Source organism: Peptoniphilus senegalensis JC140 (assembly GCF_000321025.1).
GTDB classification, from domain to species: Bacteria; Bacillota; Clostridia; order Tissierellales; family Peptoniphilaceae; genus Peptoniphilus_A; species Peptoniphilus_A senegalensis.
The window spans coordinates 355,817-376,846 of record NZ_HE610717.1; the positions used below are offsets into that span (position 1 = coordinate 355,817).

The following is a 21,030-nucleotide window of genomic DNA, read 5'->3' on the forward strand; positions in this document are numbered from 1 at the left end:
AAGTAAAAAGGATCTAGATTATCTTTACCCTCTTTACTTTTATTTTTTATGCTAAATGTAGAATTTTTTTAACTTTTCTCCCTCATACATAAATTATTTATAATGCTTTTTTTGACCATCTTAACCCTTTAGAAGTTCAATCTTAAATTCGTCGTGCAAAAGTCTTGTAATCATGGCAGCCATTTCGGCTCTGGATACTTTTTGCATTGGACTAAAGTTCATATTGACATCTCCAACTGCAACTCCAGACCTGTATAAAAGCAAAATTTCTTCTGCAAATGGTGTGCTCTCCTTAACATCAGAAATGTCTGTAAGAGGCACATCGGGGTTTATAAAGCCCTTCTTGTAAAAGTTGTCGCAGCGACCGAGCATCCCCGCAACCTCGCACCTCTTGGCTGCCCTATTCCAGTCCTCAGCTTTTTCAAGACTTATTTTACCAGAGTCAACTCTGTCATTAGAGTAGATTCCATTTTCGTAGCAGTAGCGCACATAAGGCATATACCAAGCCTCGCCCTTCTTTTGCTTGATATCAGAACTTGACACCATTAACTTGGAGTGGACCTTGGCAGAAATGCAAGCAAGCTCTGCCATAGTCACCTTTCCAAGGGGATCAAAGACGCCCACAGACTTTCCCTTCATTATATTGTCAAAGTTTGCTATGTAGACATACCTTAGGTACCAAGACTGAGCTTTTAGGTCCTTGAAGCCAAGATCATCAATAAGCTCCTGGTCAGTGACATCGCCAAAGATAAAGTCGCCTGGATTATCGTAAGTGTCGTTAAACTCAGGATACTGGACGTTGCCCACAAGTTCTGTGGCAAAGACTCCTGATGACAGAATAAAAACCATCATTAGCATAGTCAAAGTCCCGCAATAGTTTTTCTAATAAATTTCATTTTACAACCTCCTTAAAATTAATTTTATGTCAAAATTTATTCTTGTACAATATTTTTATATAAAGTAGCCCTTTAGAACATCACCCAAAAGGGTAATATTTTATAAAATTTTTAAATTTTTAGGTAATTTTAGAATAAAAAAAGCACCTAGAATTTAGGTAATATAATCAATTCAAGTATCTGTCTGCTTTTTTTCTTTAGTAATACTCCAAATTAATATTTTTTGTTTTACTATGAGATATACACCATCTCTTTTAAAGTTTGTTATTCAGTTTATTTCGTTTAACTGAAGTGTTATTATCTATTCAATTGCTATTTCCAGAACAAAAGAGTAGCATGTAAGCTAGAAGGATCTAAATTTTTATAACTGATCCTAATTTAGGATAATCTAAGGAGCTATCTATGAATAAAATCAAATTTCCTCATATAAACTATTATAGGCTTATTAAAATAGGAATTTTTCTATTTTTAATCAGTCCTCTAAACTCGGCTTTGGCTATGTTTTTTCAGGGTCCTACATATCAATGGCCATTTCGAATTTTCTTCATTCTGCTTTCAATTATAGGCTTAATAGTAGGATTTATTCTCTTTTGGTACTTACTTTTCTCAACTTTGTTTTTCTTTTTGAAAAAAGATAGAGAAAACGCAAGAGCCCACTTGGTCTACTTTTTGGTATTAGCCTTATTACCCCTTATCCCTATTTTGATAAGTCTAATTTTGGAATTCAGCCAATCTGCTTTCCATTCCCTACCTAAAATAGGAAATCTTTTTTATCCAGCAGGAGGAAAAGCTTACACAGAATTTTTGCCTCTTCTTTTAGAAGAACTTAAAAAAATCCTAAGCGATCCATCCTATATCATTCCTTACGATTAATCTTTTCGGCAAAAAACTAGCTATTAAGCATAAGATAAAACTTGTTGTTTAATTTTAATTTAGTATTAAGTTTAAAATATTTACTAACATCTTCTAAAAATAGCGTAAAAATAACAGCTACAAATGTGGCCGTTATTTGAAATTACTTACTTTTTCTTCTAAACCAAGGTATTACTCTATTTACTTCCCCTAAATATATTTCATATTCTTTTCCAAATTCTTTTTTTAACCATTTTTCTTCCGTATTTTTCATTAATATTGTCAAGAAAGCCCAGAAAATAAAGGGCAGTATTAATAAAAAATAGTTTGCTGTAAACAACAGTATACCTGTGAAAATAAATATAAATGCTGAATAAATAGGATTTCTTGCAAGGCTGTAAACCCCACTTGTAATCAACTTTTTTTCTTTAATTTTCTTATCTATTTTCTCAACTATAACTGCTTGTATCCATAAATATATGCCAAACAATATTAAGAGTATCCCTATTATAATAAAAATTATTTTCCCTTCTCTTAATTCTCCTAGATATAAGTATCCTTTGAGATGAAGACATATCCCTCCTATTGTAAGTATTAAACAAGTAATTACATATATCGGTCCAACTCCAAAAACCGGCATTTTAAATTCTTTTGATTTCATTGCATGTCCTCAACCATTCTTTTAACAATTCAATAATTTCATCTTGCACTTTTTCTTCTCTCTTTAAAAAATCTCGCCATGGAATAACAGTTGCACCTTTCCTTTACTAGCTTATGTAATCAATCAGTCACGATTCCCTGAATTAACTCATCAAGATTATCCTTATAAATTAGTTTCATTCTCTATCGCCTTTGATAAAATAATCGCAACAATCTGCTCCATTTGCTATGGTATCTTTTCTGTAAAGTAGACCATGTTGAAGACTTATCATAAGCTCATCAAGCTCACAGAATAGAGGCATTAATTCATCTACCCCAAGCTTCTTTGTATAAGCACAAATAGGACAACGAGTAATTCTATAATAACATGCGCCCTCATAAGGTTGTCCCACAAAATCAACCTTAAAGGACGTTGGATAGAGCTTTTCTTTTTCCTCTGTATACCACTTGTAATACTTAAGAATATTTTTCTTATTGGCCTCTTTTCCTCTCTTAGTATTGAGATTAACCAAGGAAAAATACCATTTTACAGAATAAAGAGAGCGACGCATCATTTCCTGAATGGTCTCCGGTGGAATTTTTTTCTCACTTGCTATATATGGAGCAACAAAGACAAGGGCGAACATCTCATTGTATGCCATGGGATTATCATTGCCGATATCATCTGCCTCTTCTATTAGTTTTCGATAAATTTTTTTGCTCTTTTTAATAATTTCTGAAGCGTATGCTTTATCATACTTTTCTATAAGAACTTTTTTCATTTGCCCTTTAAATAATAAGAAATAAAAGCTATTATATTTCATCTTACATACCCCATCAATTTTCTAAAATTTTTTATACTAATTTTTATATAATTTTATTATTTTCTCCCAATTAGAAGAGTTGAGCCAGAAAGTCCAAGGAATAAAGATTCTTTGTGACTCATAAAAAGACCCTTTGTTGTATCAATTAATTGCACATCTTCGTATCCATCTTTTTTCAGCTTTTCCATAAATTTATTCATATCTCCATATCTTGACTTACTCATCAAATCATGGATAACAAAAACTCCGCCTTTTTTAAGTACACGAAATGTTTCCAGTAAAAGTTTTTGTTTATTTTTCCCCGTTATATTGTGATAAACATAGTTGCTTGTTACCGCATCAAAACTTTCATCTTCAAAAGGAAGATTCACTGCATTCCCTTCTTCAAATCTCACATTTTCTATTCCCTCTAATTTTGCATTGTTCTCACAGAGTTCTTTAGAAAATTCAGTTTTATATGAACCTCTCCATATGTCACAACCCACCATGGTCGCCTTTGGATTTCTTTTTCCACAAGCTATGGTAAGTGCCCCACTACCACAGCCAATGTCAAGTCCTACACCGCCATCTGGTATTTTTATATAAGCTGCAGTCTTTTCTATAATTATTTTTGCAAGCTTTCTTTTTCCATTGTAATCAAAAGTCCTATGTAATAATCCAATCCAGCTTGCAAAGAAAATAAGTATCAGAGTTGCAAGCCCAAAAATAAGGGCACAGATAAGGCGAGTTCTCCCACTAAAGACAAGATCACTGACACCCAAGGCTATAAATAGGATAAAAGCTACAAGGCTTGTAAATATTAAACTCTTTACCAAGCTTTTAGGAACCCAGTTTTTGTAGTCGGCTTTTATTTTCTTGTCATCAGAAAAATGTAATTGTTTCATAAAATTTTCTCCTGTAAATAATTAATATTATAAATTTCCCTTCATAATAATTTTAATCTCTGACTTTATAAGCTTATCAATTCATATCTCCCAAAAACATCAAAAATGAACCTAAAAGACATATCAATATACTCTTGTATAAAGTCACATTTAAACACCTTCTTTCTCTTAGAGAATATCAGTTTAATCGTAAAACTAGCTTTCGATAAATTTTTTTTCATAATTTCTCTGGCATAGTCAACTCCATATTTTTCCAGCAAAATTTTTCCATAGGTTGCTTAAATAAATTGAAATAAAAATTGTGAAATTTCATTTTTATCCCTCGCCTTTTTTATCCTATCTATTTTTTAGCAATAACTACCATTTGTTTTTTTCTGTCTAAATGGTATTGGCAGCAAAAACCTAATTCAGTAAGCATTTTTGTCAATTCATCGGGTGTGTACACTTCAAAATTTATAATATTCGACAGTTTTTTTACATCTCTTCTTTCCTTAGATGAGGCTTCGTTGCACATTAAAAACTGTCCACCTTTTTTTAAGACACGATAAATTTCTTTAAAGCACTTTTCTATGCCATCCCAAAAGTAAATAGTTTCAAAAGCTGTAACAATATCTATGGATTCATCTTTAAAAGGAAGACTCTTCACGTCCCCAACTAATATTTGACACCTTCCAGACTCTATTTCTTTATTGTTTATCTCACTTGCCATTTTTACACTTGTCTCAGAGTGATCAAGGTCATAAACTTTATCGGCTTTAATTAAAAAATATTCTATGTTCCTTCTACCGCCGCAGCCCAAATCTAAGACAGTACAATCTTTATCAATATTTAGTAAGACTTTCCCCACCTTGCTAATTTTTCATGACCTTTATTCATGCTCTTTAACATAAATCTGCCAGCAAAATTGTCTTTTGGTTTTCTAAAATTTTCAAACAAACTCTTAAACATTTACTCCTCCCATTGATACTAATTATCATCTATATTGTATCATCTTTTCTTCTTTCGGATTTAAAATTTTTACTAGAGAGGAATATTTTTAAAAAATATAATGTTTAAATACCTTCCCAATTTAGTTTACAAAAAAATAATGGCTTCTAAGATTTATTTTAAAATCCTAAAAGCCATTAGCCTTTATGCTATTTCTTTGACGTCAATTCAATAGTCTCTAAATTAATAGACTGCTCACTAAGTATGTAAAAACTAATTCTGTTTGCCTGTTCCTTGCTTTCATTGGAATAAGGAGAGGCATCCTTAAAAATAACAGATAAACAAAACTAGTAGTTATTATTTAATTATGAACATGCAAAACCCAATTACAACAAGGATGATACCAATTATAAGCTCTACTAAACCAACCTTTTTAGCATAGGATTCTGTTTTTCTTCCAGATTTATAATCCAATTCAAAACCATTAATCAAATTATATTTTTCTTTAAAATATATTAAATAACCAAATGTAATAAAAGCGCCTCCCACTACAATAAGTATTGTATTTAGTAAATTCATAAAACACCTCTATCAAAATTTCTTGTTTTAACAAGCCTTTTTATCATTTCCCCAAGATCAAATTGTAGATTACTAGCCTCTTTGAATTCCCTTTTTATATCTACCTATTTAAAATTTCGACTAAATATAAAAAATCTATACCAAGTATTAATATTTCACTATTTCCAATCTTTATAATCTTTTCTTTGAGAAAGTTCTATTTCTAAATATTTTATTTTTGTATTCTCTTTTATTTCATTAAAGTAAATATATACGTAAAAAAGTGATGTATCTTTGCCCCAATATTTCTCTGAAATTATATCCATATTTGTTTTGTTAATTATTGGTCTTAATTTTTCAATAATCTCATTTCTAATTTCTTTAGTTAGTTTCCCTTCTGAGTTGATTTCTATAAAAAGACTTGGTCTAGAAAAATAAATATCTATCTCAGAAACATTATAGTTCTCTAATACTCCTCGTCTAAATTCATCTAGTTTATAAAACTTTACAGGTTTTGGACTTGTGGCATATAAGTAATCAAATGCAAAATACATGACAACTAATGAAATGAATGTAATTAGTAATTTTATTGTTTTTTTCACTTTAACATAAGGCCTCACATTCTTATTTCTACTGCTAAGTTAATTAAAATTATTCTCAATCTAACTCCAAATTTTTGTAATCATAAGAACCATACGATGTGCAATTTAAAGTCCACTATCTATTGAAATTTTTCATCCTTTAAGTGACTTTAAATATTCTTTTTCTTTCGGTGCAATGCGCCTACTTTCGCGTGCTTTTTGTATTGCCTTGTTGTGAGTCCATGTATCTAGGCGCTGATCTTCCATGTATTTTATGGTCGTATCCCATTGCTTCGCCAAGGCGGTTGCAAAGAACCATGCAATCATCATCTTAATATAATACTCTTCACTATTAACAGAGACTGGTATATCCAAATATTCAGGCTTAAAATCATCATCAAGAAAGTGAGACATCAATATCTCAATTCCAAAGCGACAAGTATAGGTCTTTTCCGATAGGGACCATTCTTTAATCTTTTCCAAAAGTGCTGCTTTCTTCTTTTTGAAAATCTTGGGAGACATAATATCACAGACAGCCCAATTATCTACATAAGGCAGAAATTCATCAACTGCCACAATGCAGGCATCATAGTCTTTAATCTCAGAAATTAGAAGTCCGTGAAGCATATTTTCATCATAATATTTATGTGGTAGATCTCCCAGAAATTTAGATGTTTCTGGCTCCTCTGCAATTCTTTTAGCAAGCTTTCTCAGCTCAGGAACTCTGACTCCTATAAACAGGTCTCTCGGTATATTTGGTGTCAATTTCGCTTGAAAATCAGCGTATGAAATATCCTGCAATGCCAATAATTCTTCTTTAATATTCAATTCTTTCACTCCCCCTAGATTTACATTTCTAATTTGCCACTCTACTATCGTTCTTATACATTAATACCACAGCCTCCGCCGTCGAATCTTTCCAATCGAACGCCCCAACGGACACTTCTATTTGAGATTCTTTGCATGATACCTACATCTTCTTATGAAATTATTCTTCGAATGACCTCACAAGAAGAGTAATCACTTCAACATGGCTTAAGTGTTCAGTATGAATAAAATTTCATATTTCTAAAAAGCCTCGTATGTGGAAATATATCCATAACAAATCAGTTAAATTCTTCATTATAAGTCCAAGCTTTCCTTGTTTAACAAAAAGTCAAATAAATTAATAGTGAGTATTCCATTTTCATCTAAAAATGGTTTTATTCGATCTTTCACGATAATAATTTTCTTAAATGAGTCATCAATATTTAGCAAGGAGGCTTTTTCTTGATTTATTTTTTCTATGGAAGGGAGACTATATGCAGATTGAATATAATATCTTTTATTTCCAAGGTTGGCTATGAAATCAACTTCCAGTTGTTTCTTTATATCTTTATTATTAACATTTTCCCTTTTCATGACCATTCCTACATCAACCATATAGCCACGATATCTTAATTCGTTATAAATGATATTTTCCATTAGGTGGGTTGGTTCTATCTGTCTAAAGTTTAATCTTGCATTTCTCAACCCTACATCTTCAAAGTATATTTTATAAGGCGTGCCTATATATTTTCTCCCTTTAACATCATATCGATAGACTCTTTTTAAAATAAAAGAATCTTCAAAATAGCCTATAAACTTATCAATTGTATTTGCAGAAATTTTAGATTTTTTTATGGATTGAAAAGTTGAAGCTATTTTACTTGGATTCGTAAGACTTGAAATGCCTGATGCCAAAATATTGAGTAGGTCTTCTAGTTCAGAAGTTAAGCGTATGTCATACCTATGAACAATATCGCGCAAATATACATTTTCGAGTTGTCCCTTTAGATAATTCATCTTATCTTCATCTGTTTTTATTAAAGCTCCAGCTGGTAAACCGCCGTAAACTTGATATTCAGCAAAAGCATCTTCTTTGTCGCCATCATAAGTTTGAAGAAATTCAGAAAATACAAGGGGCATAATATGGAGCTCATCACCCCTACCTGCAAATTCAGTAATGACATCTTTAGATAAGAATTTAGAATTACTCCCAGTAACATAAACATCAAAATTATCTTGACGCAAAAATCCATTTAAGACTTGCTCAAAAGATTTAAGCAATTGAACTTCATCTAAGAGGATATAAAATTTTTCCTTGTCATTCGTTTGGCTCATAATATAGTCTAAAAATTTTTTAGGATCTACTAATCTTTCCCCACTTAGTAGATCTAAATCCATTAAATCTTCGCCAATTTTTAATAAATCCCTAGCCGAATCAAAGGCAAATTTTATAATATGGTTTTCATCAACCCCACTTTGAGTCAAATAATTATAAAATAGATTATTAAGTAAATAAGATTTACCACTTCTTCTTATTCCTGTAATAACCTTAATGAACCCATTGTCTTTTTTTCGTATTAATTTATCTAAATAATAATCACGTTTTATTTCCATAAAACCTACACCTTTTTCTATTTAAAATTATTTCCGTTTCGGAACTTAATCTAAGTATATTATAAGGTGTAAAATCATATAATTCAAATCTATTTAGAAATATTTCCACATCGGACATATTTTTAAATTAGTGTTTAAACTTTCCATTCACGTATTTGTCCAGTTTTTATTCAAGCATTTGGTCACTATTCTATATTTAGATTTTTATGGTGTAATTCCTAATGAACAAGAACTGAGCATACGTGGTGAGTCTATTTTTACAATTAAAAGGCCCGATCTACACCGCTTTAAGAGGTATGTCGGGTTCTGTTGGTTTGATTGGATATTTAGTTTTTATTCTTGTCAATTTTCTATTTCAACTTCAACTGAAGATTTAAATATTACTTTAAGATTTTCATCATAAACTATAATCTTTTATATTTATTAATTTGTAATTGAAGCCACCGCTTACCTTCGCTATTACATTAGCATTAATAATTGTATTTACATTTGCGTTCATACAACATTTGCATTAGCAGCTAAAATTATAAGAATTAATACTACAACCCTAGACTCAATGTCGTCACCTTGTATTACCAGTTTATTTTTTCATTTTCAATATACACAACTTTATCTTTTTTTAATTCTTAATAGATTCTAACTATTTTCTTTTTTCGCCAAAGCATTATTAACTTTATATCCAATGATGAAGTAGAATAGCATTTGCAATACAACTATGATTATCATAGTTGTATTAGTTAGACTATTACTAAATATTATTATAATATTTAGTAATATAAAAAATATAGTATATATGCGCAAAAGTTTAGCTGCATACTTATGGGCATAATTCCAGTTTTCTTTTGATTTCATACTTAATGCTGTTCTAAATCCACTATACTTACTTATATTTCCATTTGCTTTATACTTATAAAAGAAAGACAAAAACAATCCTGCTATAGGTAATAAACTAATTACAATTTTTTCAAAATTCATACAAAACCCTCTAAAAATCCTAAAAGCTACTACTTTCAACAATATTATAACCTATAATCTTATTTTTGACATCAATACCACGCTCTCAACATGCATTGTCTTCTGCTTGGAAAAATAATTTTTTATCCTCGTCATTCTTGTAAGAGCACAATTTATCACTATCATTGTCTTTTGCATTTTTCCTTTTATCTTTAAAGTTATTAGAATTTTGACTATCTTTAACTCCTGTTTTGAAATAGAATGTCAGGTCATATGGATGAACTGTTCCGTCTTTATCAATTCTGCCCACCACGACTTTATCAACTATGCTTTCAAATACTGTTCTGTTAAATTCCTCTATAATTTCTTTATTTTCTAAGACCTTTTTAAATTGCTTTAGTCTTTCTTTAATAGAATTTTCATCTTTTATTGTTAGCTCTAGTATTTTCTTTTCATCAAGTAATTCTTCTTTTTGTTTTGTAAGTTTTTTATACTTTTTAGCATACACTTCTTCGTCTATACTATCTTCTAAATGAAGATCAACTAACTTTCTTTCTTGACTAATGATTCTGTTTAACTGGTTTTCTATCTTTTTCAAATCTTTGACTAAAGTATTATCATTTATTTCTTCTTCTACAACTTTTAAAAAGTCATTTATTACTGTTGAATCCGCATGGCATAATTGCCTATAGCTTTCAACAAAAGCTTTTTCTATTGCTGCTTCTTGTATTCCTTTTGAATGAGGGCAATATTTTTTGCCTTTTTTTGTTGATCTTACACAATGCCAGTTAATTTTTTTGTAAATGGAACTGGTGTGCCAAGTTCTTCTTGAGAGTATTTCACCACAAAATCCACATTCCAGCATACTTGAAAAAGCGTATTGTCTTGATAGTTTTTCTCTATTCCTATCCTTATTAGCAATGGTGTTTCTATTTTGTGCTCTCCTGAGTCTAATCTCCTGTGCCTTCTCAAAATCTTCTTTTGATATTATTGGTTCGTGATGATTTTCAATGTGATATTTATCAAATTCTCCAAAATTTGCTAGTCTTCTTTTTGTTATGGGATCAACTGTAAAGTTCTTTCCCATTAATATATCTCCAATATACTTTTCATTCTTAATTATTCCCAACACTGTAGTATCAGACCATTTTGTTTTACCTCTAGGTGTAAGATATCCTTGCTCTTCTAATTCCCTGCCAATGACTGAACCACCATTGCCTTCTAAATATCTTTTAAAGATATATCTGACAATTTTAGCTTCTTCTTCATTTATAGAGATACTTTTTGTTACAGGGTCATAGTCGTAGCCAAGGCAACCTTGAAAACCAATAAGCTCCCCTTTTCCCATTTTCATTTTCAGTCCTTTTTTCACATGGTCTGAGGTATTTTCTACTTCTTTTTGAGCTACTGAACTTAATATTGTTAGTAATAGCTCTCCATCCATAGTCAAAGTATCTATGTTTTCTTCTTCAAATACTACACCAACATTATTTTCTTTGAGTAATCTTACATATTTCAAAGTATCTAAGGTGTTTCTTGCAAATCTTTATATAGATTTAGTAATTATCATGTCTATATCTCCATTTTGACAATCACTTATTAGTCTCATAAAATCTGCTCTTTTAGTAGCAGTTGTTCCTGTTGTTGCTTCATCTGCATATATACTAGCCAAAGTCCAGTTCTTATTATTTTTTATAAGATTTGTGTAATAATCAACTTGCGATTTATATGATTCAAGTTGGTCTTTACTATCTGTACTTACTCTACAATATGCTGCAACACGTTTTAAATCTAAATGTAGTGAATTTCTATTTCTTGCTCCTGTATTTGAAGCTTTTATTAATTTTACTTTAGTATTCATTTTACCTCCTTCCCATTTTGTATCTTTCTACAGTGTTGTTATATCACATGATTAATTACTTTCTATCCTTCTTCTTGTAATCATTTTCTATTCTATTTTTTATTTTTGTATATTCCTTATCATTAATTAATTTAAGATCATAAAGTCTACATAACATTGCAAGTCTCATACTATAAATCTTTATTGCTTGCATTTTAATCTCCTATGTAAGTTAATTTTTTTACCTTGATAAGTGGATTAAATTTGAAATATACTAATCTCAGCTAAGCAACTTAATTAATATCCGCACTTCAAAGTATTTTGATTTTTATAGAAAGATGACAAAATACCCCTCACTTTATATAGTGAAATTTGCCCTCTTTGGTAACCAAAGTTTTTATTTTTATAGTATTTTTGAGTTTTAATGATTAATTTGAACATAAAAAAAGGACTTATGCTCTAAGGCATAAATCCTCTAAAATGAAAGAAGCTTTTCTATTGTTAATTATATTTAATTTTTCAAACCAATTTTATCCATCCTATTTAGTTCACCAAACATCATTACTACACCGACTATTATCATAATTAAATCTACAAGGGGTTCAGCAAACCATACTGCTTTTACTCCAAATATCATTGGTAAAATAATCATAGCAGGTACGAATAAAAATAACTGTCTTAGCATTACTATTATGCCAGCTTTTTTAGCATTTCCTATTGATTGAAAGAATGTTATAGTCATTACCATTACTCCATATAGGATAAAGATAGAATAAAATAGTCTAAAGTTTCCTATTCCTTGAGTTATAATACTTTCTTCTACTCCAAACAAAGAAAGAATATTCTTTGAAAATGCTAATGCTGGCACCCAAAATATTGATGCAAGAACTAACCCTCCGATAGAAAATACTTTCATAGCCTCTTTTACTCTATCGTATTTTTTCGCTCCAAAATTTGTACCAACTACAGGTTGTAAACCTTGACTCATTCCCCAAAGTGGAATGAATGAAAAGGCATATATTCTAAGTGTTGCTGCCATCAAGATAGCATTTGTATCTCCGCCATATTTAAATGACATTTTATATAGCATTGTTTGTTGAATCATAAATAAAATTTGCATCATCATAGCAGATGACCCTACGCCAAACATTTCTTTTTTTATTTCCTGATCAGGTTTGATTTTATTTATTTTTACTGCTTTACTTTTATATTTGAAGTAATGGAGTGTTATTATCGCTTGAACAAATTGTGCTGTAATAGTTGCAAGTGCAGCCCCTTCTATTGCGTATTTTCCCATTAATTTCATTAGAATTGGATCAAGAATTATGTTTAAAAAAGCCCCTAGCCCCATAATGAGCATTGCTTTTTTCATTAATCCTTCTCCACGCATAACCATGTTTGCTGATTGAGTAAAGTTTACAAATAAAGAACCAATGAAAATTACTCGTAAATATCTGATACCATATTCTTTAATTTCTCCACTTGCTCCAACCATATCTAAAAAATGTGGTGCAAGTAAAATTCCGCCTATTGTAATAATTGATGAGAATAGAATAACCCAAAAGATTAAATTCCCCATAATTTTATCAACTGTTTTTTGGTCACCCTTTCCTATAGCTCTTGATAAAACTGATGCTGAACCTACACCTATGAGTGTAGATACTCCACTATTGAAAAAGGTAAGTGGCATAGCTACACCACAAGCTGTCATTGCTGTTTGTCCTATAATATTTCCTGCAAAAATTCCATCCATTAGTGGATAAAGACCTATTACTATCATTCCTATTACAGCAGGAATAGATAATTGAAAAAGTAAATCTATGGGTCTTTTTGTTAATAATTGTTCTTTCATATCTTGTTTCATAAAATCATCCTCTATTAAATTTTATTCAATTTTCCAACCAGTAGCTTTTTCTCTTTTCTCGATAAAACTCTTGTATATGTGTGATTTTTCCATAAGCTCTTTATGTTTACCAATACTTTCAATATTTCCTTTATCCATAACAACAATTTGATCAGCATTTTTAATAGTTTCAAGTTTATGTGCAATCACAATTACAGTTTTATCCTTTAACAAATTGTTTAAAGCAGTTATAAGTTGTTGTTCATTTTCTGGATCTACACTTGAAGTAGCTTCGTCAAGAATAACAATTCTGCTTGGTTTTAGCATAGCTCTTGCTATAGATATTCTCTGACGCTCTCCTCCAGATAAATTTGAACCACCCTCTTGTAAAACTGTGTCATAACCATCTGACAACTTCATAATAAATTCATGACACTGTGCTTGCTTAGCAACATTAATAACTTCCTCATCACTAGCTTCTGGATTTCCGAACTTAATGTTGTTTTTTATAGTGTCATCAAATAAATAGACGTCTTGAAAAACAAAAGTGAAATTAGATAACAGATTGTCATACCTAAAATCTTTTATGTTATTATCATCAATCAATATTTCTCCAGAATCTACATCCCAAAATCTAGCTATCAAATTACAAAGTGTTGTTTTTCCACTTCCAGAACCACCTACAATTGCTGTAGTCTTACCTTTTGGAATATCTAAATTTAAACGGTTAAATAAGTTCTGTTCGTCATATGAGAAGTCAACGTCCTTTAGATTTATATCTCCTTTTTCAAAGCTTGTTCTTGTGCCTTCTGAAATTGTTGGTAAATTCCTAAGTTTAGCAATTGAATCCAAGTTTTGTATAGCTATTCCTCTAACGTTTTGCATACTTCCAGCCATTTCAAAACCAGAAAAAACAATAAAACTAGACACTACAAGCATTACAGCTTTATAGTGATCAATTTCTCCTATACAAAATCTATAAATAGCTGAAAATATAATAAGACAAATCCCTAATTTAAATATAATTAGAAATATCAAAGCAGCAGGTGCTACAGTTTTTTCAACATTTATAAAACCTCTTCTATTTTTATAAATCTCTCTGTCCAATTCTTTAGTCATTTCACCACTTTTTCCAAACGACTTAATGACGCTAATACCTTTAACATACTCTAAAGTAGATGCGTTTAGATTTATTTTTAACGCTTGTAATTTTTTAGTCAACTCATCTGATTTCTTTTGAAAGATAACATTGCATAACATTCCTAAGAATAAAGTTCCTAAAATTATAGAACCTGTAACTATATCAAACGGAATCATAAATATCGCCATTATTATAGTTTGAATTACTCCCACAAATAAAGTTTCTATTATATTAACTCCTACGGTTTCAAGTTCACCTATAACTGTGGTTAATCCGCCTGAAATGTTTCCAAGGCGATTACTGCTAAAATATCCCATATTCACTTTTTTTAGCTGATCACCTATATATAGCCTATTTTCTGCTCCCATATTGTAAGTTGCGATGTATTTATTTCTATCAGCCATATAACTAGATAATATTTTCCCTACTACACTTAGTAGAGCTATTGCAAATACTACATAGATGTCTTCTTGTGTAATATTTCTTCCTTCAAATATATTTTGAAATATTTTAAGTAAAAGCAACATTGTAGCTCCAAGGGATATTCCTTCAAATATACTTTTTAATACTTCAAAGAAAAACATCTTGCTAATTTTGGAAGATTCTTTTCCAGCGACCCAATATAACTTGTGAATTAATTCTTTCATTTACTCACCCCTATCGTTTGATAAACTTATGTGTGATTTCCACATTTTTGCATATGTTTCACTTTTTCCAAGAAGTTCTTTATGAGTTCCTTCTGCTTCAATTTCCCCATTGTTTAATACGATGATCTTATCGGCTCCTATTATTGTAGAAATCCTATGAGCAATCATAATAACCGTTTTATTTTCAACTAATGCATCTATAGATTTTTGAATTTCAGCTTCATTATCTGGATCAGAATATGCTGTAGCTTCGTCTAATAAAACTATTGAGCTATCTTTAAGCAAAGCTCTTGCTATTGTAAGTCTTTGTCTCTCTCCTCCAGACAAGTTGCTCCCAGATTCTCCAATTATGGTTTCATATCCATTAGGAAGACTCATAATAAAGTCATGACAAGAAGCTTTTTTACAAGCGTCTTTTATCTCTTCAATACTAGCATTTTGATTTGCCATTCTCATATTATCTATAATACTTTTTCTAAATAGATAATTTTCTTGTGATACATAGGTTACAAGTTCCATGTTCTTTTCAAGAGAAACATCTTTAAGATTTACATTTCCTACGGATATTTTCCCTTTATTAATGTTCCAATATCCCGCAATTAGCTTAGCAATAGTGGATTTTCCACCGCCAGAATAACCAACAATAGCTGTAAGTTTATTTTCTTTTGCACTAAAGGATAAGTTATCAAAAACTTTTTTCTTATCATTATAGGCAAAACATACATTTTCAAAATTAATATCGTATGATCTTATTTTTTCCTCTCCATTACCTCGTTCTAACTCTGGTAACTCCATAACATTCTTTATTTCATCAATTACAACTCTCACATTCGCCATAGTATCCATATGACTCATAGCTTTAATCAAAGGTTTGTAGCAGGCATAGGATAATAAAACACACATTATTAGATTGCCTACTTCAATACTTCCATTCATATACAAGTATAAAGAAGTTGGTAAAACAAATAATAAAGTTGATGGTAAAACCTCCATTGCTGCTGTCATATAGAAACAAACACTTAAATACCAATTTAGCATACTGTCTCTATTCCTATTTACAGCATCTACAAATTTTCCATATGATGATGCAGACTTATTGAATGCCTTTATAACTTGAATGCCTCTAATATATTCAACAGCTGTTGTATTCATGTTTTTTGCGGCTTCTTGATAATTTCGTGATTTTTCTTCATATCCACCCATCATTAGAATTGAAAATAATACCCCTAGTGGTAAGGTGATAAGATTCGCAATTCCAATTCTCCAATCTATAATAAAAATAATAACTACTAAAGCGATTGGAATGATCAGATTAGCTATTACTTCAGGAATAACATGAGCTATCGGTTGCTCAATTTTATTTAAAGTTTCTACCATAAACTGAGTCCATTCTCCACTGGATCGTTTTTCAATCTCTCCCATTGATAATCTATTAATTTTTCTTACAAGTTTCTTTCTCTCATCCTCTATTATGCGAAATGCTAAATTATGAGAAATTAGCGTTGAAATCTCATGAAAAATAACACTTCCTATTAACCCAACTAAAATAAGCAAAATTGGTCTTATATAGAATTCTAATTCTGTATTATTAATTGCTATATTTTGAGTAATCTTAGCTAAAGCAAAATATGGTACAACACTACAAAAAACACCAATTATTGCTATAATAACTGATGATAAAATTTGTCCTATATGCTTTTTTAAAACTTCCATTACAGCACCTCCCAAATTATTTAGCCTCCATAGCTCTTAACAGCTGTCCTATATTATCAATATAAAAATCTTCTGTTATTATCCCATTCTCTAGTTTTACAAGTCTATCACACGTCTTTGCTATAAATTCAATATCATGAGAAATTATCAAAAATTTTGTTCCTTTTTTTTGTTCCTCTTTGATTAATCTCCCCACCTTATCCATACTCCTGAAATCAAGCCCTGATGTCGGCTCATCCAATATAATAAAAGGAATTTCTCTCAACATAGCTACACATAGAACCAACCTCTGTTTTTGACCACCTGATAAAGTTGCTGGATGCTTATCTCTTATATCAAATAATCCAACTTTTTTTAAAAGTTCTTCTGCTTTCGTAATATAATCTTCTCTATTTTTTAACCCAGTTAATAATTCATCCATCAAATCTTCCCCAAATAATTGAGAGTCTAAATCTTGAGGGATATACCACACTTTACTTAACCTCATCTTTTTATTAGCTTTGTGTCCATTTATCTTTATTTCCCCATCAGTCTGATTTTGAATCCCAGAGAAAATTTTACCGAGTGTACTTTTCCCTATGCCATTTATTCCTACTAAAGCAATAGTTTCATTGCTATTAAATTTAAGTGACACATCTTTTAGAACGAAATTATTTTTATATTTTTTACAAATATTTTTCAACTCAATATCAAAACAATTGTCACTACTAATTACTTTTTCTTTAACTTTATGGTCATCCACAGCAATATCATCAAGATTTATTGAGCGTAATCCCAATGCATTTAAATCTTTTGAACTAATTTTTTCAAATTCTTCTGCTTTATAACTATTTATTAAAGATCCATTTTGTATTAATAAATACCTATCTGCTATTCCTTTTAAATAAAATAACCTATGTTCGACAATTACTATAGTTTTCCCTTCGTTTTTTAAGTCCATTACAAGTTTTGAAAATTTATATATTGATTGTAAATCAAGATTTGCAGATGGTTCATCAAATACATAAATTGATGGTTCAATGGCTCTCGCTGAACATATTGCTACTTTTTGCCTAATTCCATATGATAAATTATATATCCTGTTATTTAACAATTTATCAATATTCATTTTCTTGCTTGATTCATTTACTCTTCTTATTATTTCATTACGCTTATATCCCAAATTTTCCGGTCCAAATGCAATTTCTCCATTAACTTCATTGGCAAAAAATTGGCTTCTAGGATCTTGAAATACATTACCGACTAACTTTGCTATCTCCCATGATTTTAAATTTCTGATAGATTTGCTATCAATAAATACTTCTCCATCTAAATTCCCTTCGTAAAAATTTGGAATTAAGCCATTTATAGCTCTTGTCAAAGTAGACTTGCCACATCCAGACTCCCCTATAATTACACAACATTCACCATCTTTAATGTCTAAATTTATATCTTTCAACTGTTCATCTTTATTGCTATTATACGAAAAAGATAATTTCCTAATTTCAACTTTATTATTCAATGATGCACCTCTCATATAAGACATAATATAAATAAAATAAAGCTTGTAGTTATTATAATTATGTCTAATTTACACAACTTGTTACTATAATATGAATCCCTTTTTAATGGGTTTTCAATTCCTCTAATAATCGCTGCTGCTGATAATTCATCCCCGACTTTTATAGAACGAAAAATTAAAGGAACTATCGCATATTCAAGAGTCCTCAAAGGATTTGATAAAATATGAAAGAAGTTACCTGTAAATCCCCTTACTTTCATAGCTTCTTTTATTGTTCTGAATTCTCCAGCAATTGTTGGTACAAATCGAATAATTACAGTTAATATAAGTACAAAATTTCGTGGCAACATTAATTTGTGAAATATTGAAATTAATTTTCCTGATGGTATCTTAAAAGTTAAAAATCCTGCCATGATTGGAACTATGAATTTATACAACATTCCCAAAAGCATTGGTGAAATTATAACTACACCACTAGGTATCATTTTTAATAACCAAAATGTAGTAAAACTATATATCATAAAATAAATTATGCTCTGTTTGATAAAACCAAAATATGCTAAAAGCATACAAAGCCATCCTACAAACAGAGCATGCATATAGTAACTTTTTGTAAATATTGACACCATACAGGAAATAATAGTTAAAAAAAGACAAGTTATTCCACTTATTTTTTCTATTTTCATTTCCCATATATCTCCATTTACTCTAAAATACCCGCCTTTTTAAAATGCTTTTTAAGAATTTTTTGTGCAAACAAAACACCTAAAGCGGATAATATAACGGTTATTGTTACACCTAATAATAGTAATTTTGGTGAGGATACCAAATTATATTGCAATGTTAATGTCTTATCTGCAAATCCACTCTCTAAAGCTTGCTTTTGATAAGATTCCCAAGCTATCCAACATGGAACTCCTATTCCCATGAACATACCAGCACCATAAACACTCCAGCCAATCATGTTTCTTATTGGATTTATATAAGTGTCTTTGCCTATCATTACTATTTCACACAAAATAGCAAGTCCAATAAAATATGGAAGCATAAACACATAACCCATAGCTGCTGTAATAAGACCATAAATTAATATCCATATAAATAATAGCCCATGTTTATTAAGTCTGTTAGCTGCTACCATGTAGAAAATAGCTCCTATAAACATTTCAATTCCAGCAGTACCATAAATATATACAACTGGAACAGCAACCATACTCATTCCAATAACAATAGAAATTGCATAAAACAAGGCAATCATAATAGCTACTGTTACTACATCTTTTGTAGTCATTTTTTTATTGTTCATAAAACACCTCCGTTAATTAATAAAATGTACATAGAATGTGTATAGAAAATATTTACAAAAAATATCCATCTCAACTTCATTATAAAGTAAGATGGATATTTTCTTTATAACCTGACAGCTCTTTATTTGCTCTAAAAAGGTCAGATGGATTTTTTTCTATATTCTTGAGGAGTTTGCCCAAAATGTTTTTTGAATGACTCAGAAAATTTACTAGGATTCAAATATCCTGACAAATCAGAAATCTCTCCTATTGACATTAATGGTTTATGAATTAATAATTTAGCAGCAGCTTCCAAACAATTTTCCCTAATAAAATTTCCTATTGAGCTTCCAGTTATATATATGAAACACCTCTTCAAGCTTGATTCTGAAATAGCATATTTTTTTGATAAATCAGAAATAGAATATCTTTCAAAAGGATTATTTAGAATCGTCTTATAGGCTTCTACAGTTGCTTGATATACTGGTTCTGAAAAAGACGTTAACTTAAAAGTATCTGTACTTTCAACTAAATTTAAAAATAATAATAACTCTATTGTTTTTATAATTGAATATGAAAGTCTTATCCTAGAATCTACTCTATAGAGTTCACTAATAACATGGTCTATCTCATGACGTGAATGAATAATTAAAGCTGCACCATTTTTACACAAACGATCTTTTATTTCTAACAAATCAATTTTTGCATACGGAAAGTATTTATCAATAGAATTTTGTGCCTTTTCAATATCAATAAATATTGAAAGTCCCACATATTTTTTTGTTGGTATGCACGAATCTTCAAAAGGAACTTTGCCTATTTCGATTACACTTAGATCGCCTTTACCTATCAGAGCGCGTTCATTATTTTCAAGTTTAAACTCATAACATCCCTCTAAACAATGATCTATTTCTAAAACCCCGCTTTTAGGATTTATTTTTTGATATGCTGTCTCCATATTTAGATTATTATAAGATAACTGAACGCCTTCAAATAAATTATAGCAACGCATTTCGCCACATCCAGTAGAATTTTTAATCGTATAAATTTTACATTCATCAGTAACCTTTTTTTCAGAAAATATATATCCTTCAAGGACATCTTCTATAATATCTGCCTCATTTAATTTCAAAACTCCACCTCCTAATTCATCATAATAATTAATTAATTTATACCCTAAAAATTAGTTTTAAAAAAATTGCACTATAACACTTTAATCGTACAGCTATATTTAAAGCTTTCCTATTAGATACAGACATTTCAATTTTATGGTATAATGAAATTAATTAAATAACAAGCTTAACGCTTATAACTTTATATAGCAAGCACAGTAAGTGTACGGATACTTACGAAAAAATTAATGGAGCAGACCTTTACGAAATGCTCTATTTTTTTTATTTTTACCTTGTTAGGGAGAACCCTAAGACCCCGAAATATATTTTATAAAGGAGAATAAAATGGCAAATAGATTTAGAAATGAAAGAATAGAAATAAAACTTACTAAAGAAGAAAAAGAAATTTTC

18 protein-coding genes and 3 pseudogenes are annotated in these 21,030 nt (G+C 30.1%); 2 read left to right on the plus strand and 19 right to left on the minus strand.

Going from position 1 to position 21,030, the window contains the following annotated elements; genetic code table 11:
- Positions 1–120: 120 nt before the first annotated feature.
- The gene (locus PTSHG_RS01790) at positions 121–858 is read right to left on the minus strand and encodes an S-layer homology domain-containing protein (protein WP_019107221.1); all 738 of its coding nucleotides are present in this window, start codon (positions 856–858) and stop codon (positions 121–123) included.
- A 440-nt stretch (positions 859–1,298) separates the two neighbouring features.
- On the opposite strand from PTSHG_RS01790, the gene PTSHG_RS01795 reads away from it, so the two are divergent.
- Complete coding sequence (locus tag PTSHG_RS01795; protein ID WP_019107222.1) at positions 1,299–1,769, plus strand: hypothetical protein; 471 nt, start codon at positions 1,299–1,301, stop codon at positions 1,767–1,769.
- 142 nt (positions 1,770–1,911) lie between these two features.
- Here PTSHG_RS01795 and PTSHG_RS01800 read toward each other — a convergent pair whose 3' ends face one another.
- The 18 genes and pseudogenes from PTSHG_RS01800 to PTSHG_RS01890 form a co-directional block, all read right to left on the minus strand.
- Complete coding sequence (locus PTSHG_RS01800; protein WP_019107223.1) at positions 1,912–2,409, minus strand: methyltransferase family protein; 498 nt, start codon at positions 2,407–2,409, stop codon at positions 1,912–1,914.
- Positions 2,410–2,584: 175 nt separating this feature from the next.
- Positions 2,585–3,211, minus strand: a complete 627-nt coding sequence (locus tag PTSHG_RS01805; RefSeq protein WP_019107224.1) for an L-2-amino-thiazoline-4-carboxylic acid hydrolase — start codon at positions 3,209–3,211, stop codon at positions 2,585–2,587.
- A 56-nt stretch (positions 3,212–3,267) separates the two neighbouring features.
- Positions 3,268–4,095, minus strand: coding sequence for a class I SAM-dependent methyltransferase (locus PTSHG_RS01810; protein ID WP_019107225.1), 828 nt, complete (start codon positions 4,093–4,095; stop codon positions 3,268–3,270).
- Between the two features lie 340 nt (positions 4,096–4,435).
- Positions 4,436–5,043 (minus strand): annotated as a pseudogene (locus PTSHG_RS09065) (class I SAM-dependent methyltransferase).
- Between the two features lie 336 nt (positions 5,044–5,379).
- Positions 5,380–5,601 (minus strand): DUF3784 domain-containing protein, encoded by a 222-nt coding sequence (locus tag PTSHG_RS01825; RefSeq protein WP_019107226.1) that lies wholly within the window; start codon positions 5,599–5,601, stop codon positions 5,380–5,382.
- A gap of 158 nt (positions 5,602–5,759) precedes the next feature.
- Complete coding sequence (locus tag PTSHG_RS09070) at positions 5,760–6,182, minus strand: hypothetical protein (protein ID WP_019107227.1); 423 nt, start codon at positions 6,180–6,182, stop codon at positions 5,760–5,762.
- Positions 6,183–6,314: 132 nt separating this feature from the next.
- Positions 6,315–6,989: a DNA alkylation repair protein gene (locus tag PTSHG_RS01835; RefSeq protein WP_019107228.1), complete on the minus strand. Its 675-nt coding sequence runs from the start codon at positions 6,987–6,989 to the stop codon at positions 6,315–6,317.
- Positions 6,990–7,283: 294 nt separating this feature from the next.
- Positions 7,284–8,582: an ATP-binding protein gene (locus PTSHG_RS01840; protein WP_019107229.1), complete on the minus strand. Its 1,299-nt coding sequence runs from the start codon at positions 8,580–8,582 to the stop codon at positions 7,284–7,286.
- A 636-nt stretch (positions 8,583–9,218) separates the two neighbouring features.
- A complete protein-coding gene (locus PTSHG_RS01845) occupies positions 9,219–9,557 on the minus strand; it encodes an SdpI family protein (protein ID WP_019107230.1) in 339 nt (112 codons plus the stop codon).
- 85 nt (positions 9,558–9,642) lie between these two features.
- Positions 9,643–11,397 (minus strand): annotated as a pseudogene (locus PTSHG_RS09075) (recombinase family protein).
- Positions 11,398–11,452: 55 nt separating this feature from the next.
- Entirely contained in the window at positions 11,453–11,590 is a 138-nt protein-coding gene (locus PTSHG_RS09925; RefSeq protein ID WP_019107233.1) for a hypothetical protein, read from the minus strand.
- Positions 11,591–11,887: 297 nt separating this feature from the next.
- A complete protein-coding gene (locus PTSHG_RS01860) occupies positions 11,888–13,240 on the minus strand; it encodes an MATE family efflux transporter (protein ID WP_019107234.1) in 1,353 nt (450 codons plus the stop codon).
- Positions 13,241–13,261: 21 nt separating this feature from the next.
- Entirely contained in the window at positions 13,262–15,007 is a 1,746-nt protein-coding gene (locus PTSHG_RS01865) for an ABC transporter ATP-binding protein (protein WP_006701969.1), read from the minus strand.
- Positions 15,008–16,720, minus strand: coding sequence for an ABC transporter ATP-binding protein (locus tag PTSHG_RS01870; protein ID WP_026088815.1), 1,713 nt, complete (start codon positions 16,718–16,720; stop codon positions 15,008–15,010).
- Between the two features lie 16 nt (positions 16,721–16,736).
- Positions 16,737–18,245, minus strand: a complete 1,509-nt coding sequence (locus PTSHG_RS01875; protein ID WP_042230817.1) for an ABC transporter ATP-binding protein — start codon at positions 18,243–18,245, stop codon at positions 16,737–16,739.
- Entirely contained in the window at positions 18,233–18,907 is a 675-nt protein-coding gene (locus PTSHG_RS01880; protein WP_019107237.1) for an energy-coupling factor transporter transmembrane component T family protein, read from the minus strand. Before PTSHG_RS01880 ends, PTSHG_RS01875 begins: the two co-directional genes overlap by 13 nt.
- A 17-nt stretch (positions 18,908–18,924) precedes the next feature.
- Complete coding sequence (locus PTSHG_RS01885) at positions 18,925–19,527, minus strand: MptD family putative ECF transporter S component (protein ID WP_019107238.1); 603 nt, start codon at positions 19,525–19,527, stop codon at positions 18,925–18,927.
- 140 nt (positions 19,528–19,667) lie between these two features.
- Positions 19,668–20,639: a helix-turn-helix domain-containing protein gene (locus PTSHG_RS01890; RefSeq protein WP_019107239.1), complete on the minus strand. Its 972-nt coding sequence runs from the start codon at positions 20,637–20,639 to the stop codon at positions 19,668–19,670.
- A gap of 325 nt (positions 20,640–20,964) precedes the next feature.
- On the opposite strand from PTSHG_RS01890, the pseudogene PTSHG_RS09930 reads away from it, so the two are divergent.
- Positions 20,965–21,030 (plus strand): annotated as a pseudogene (locus PTSHG_RS09930) (plasmid mobilization protein); the annotation flags it as partial.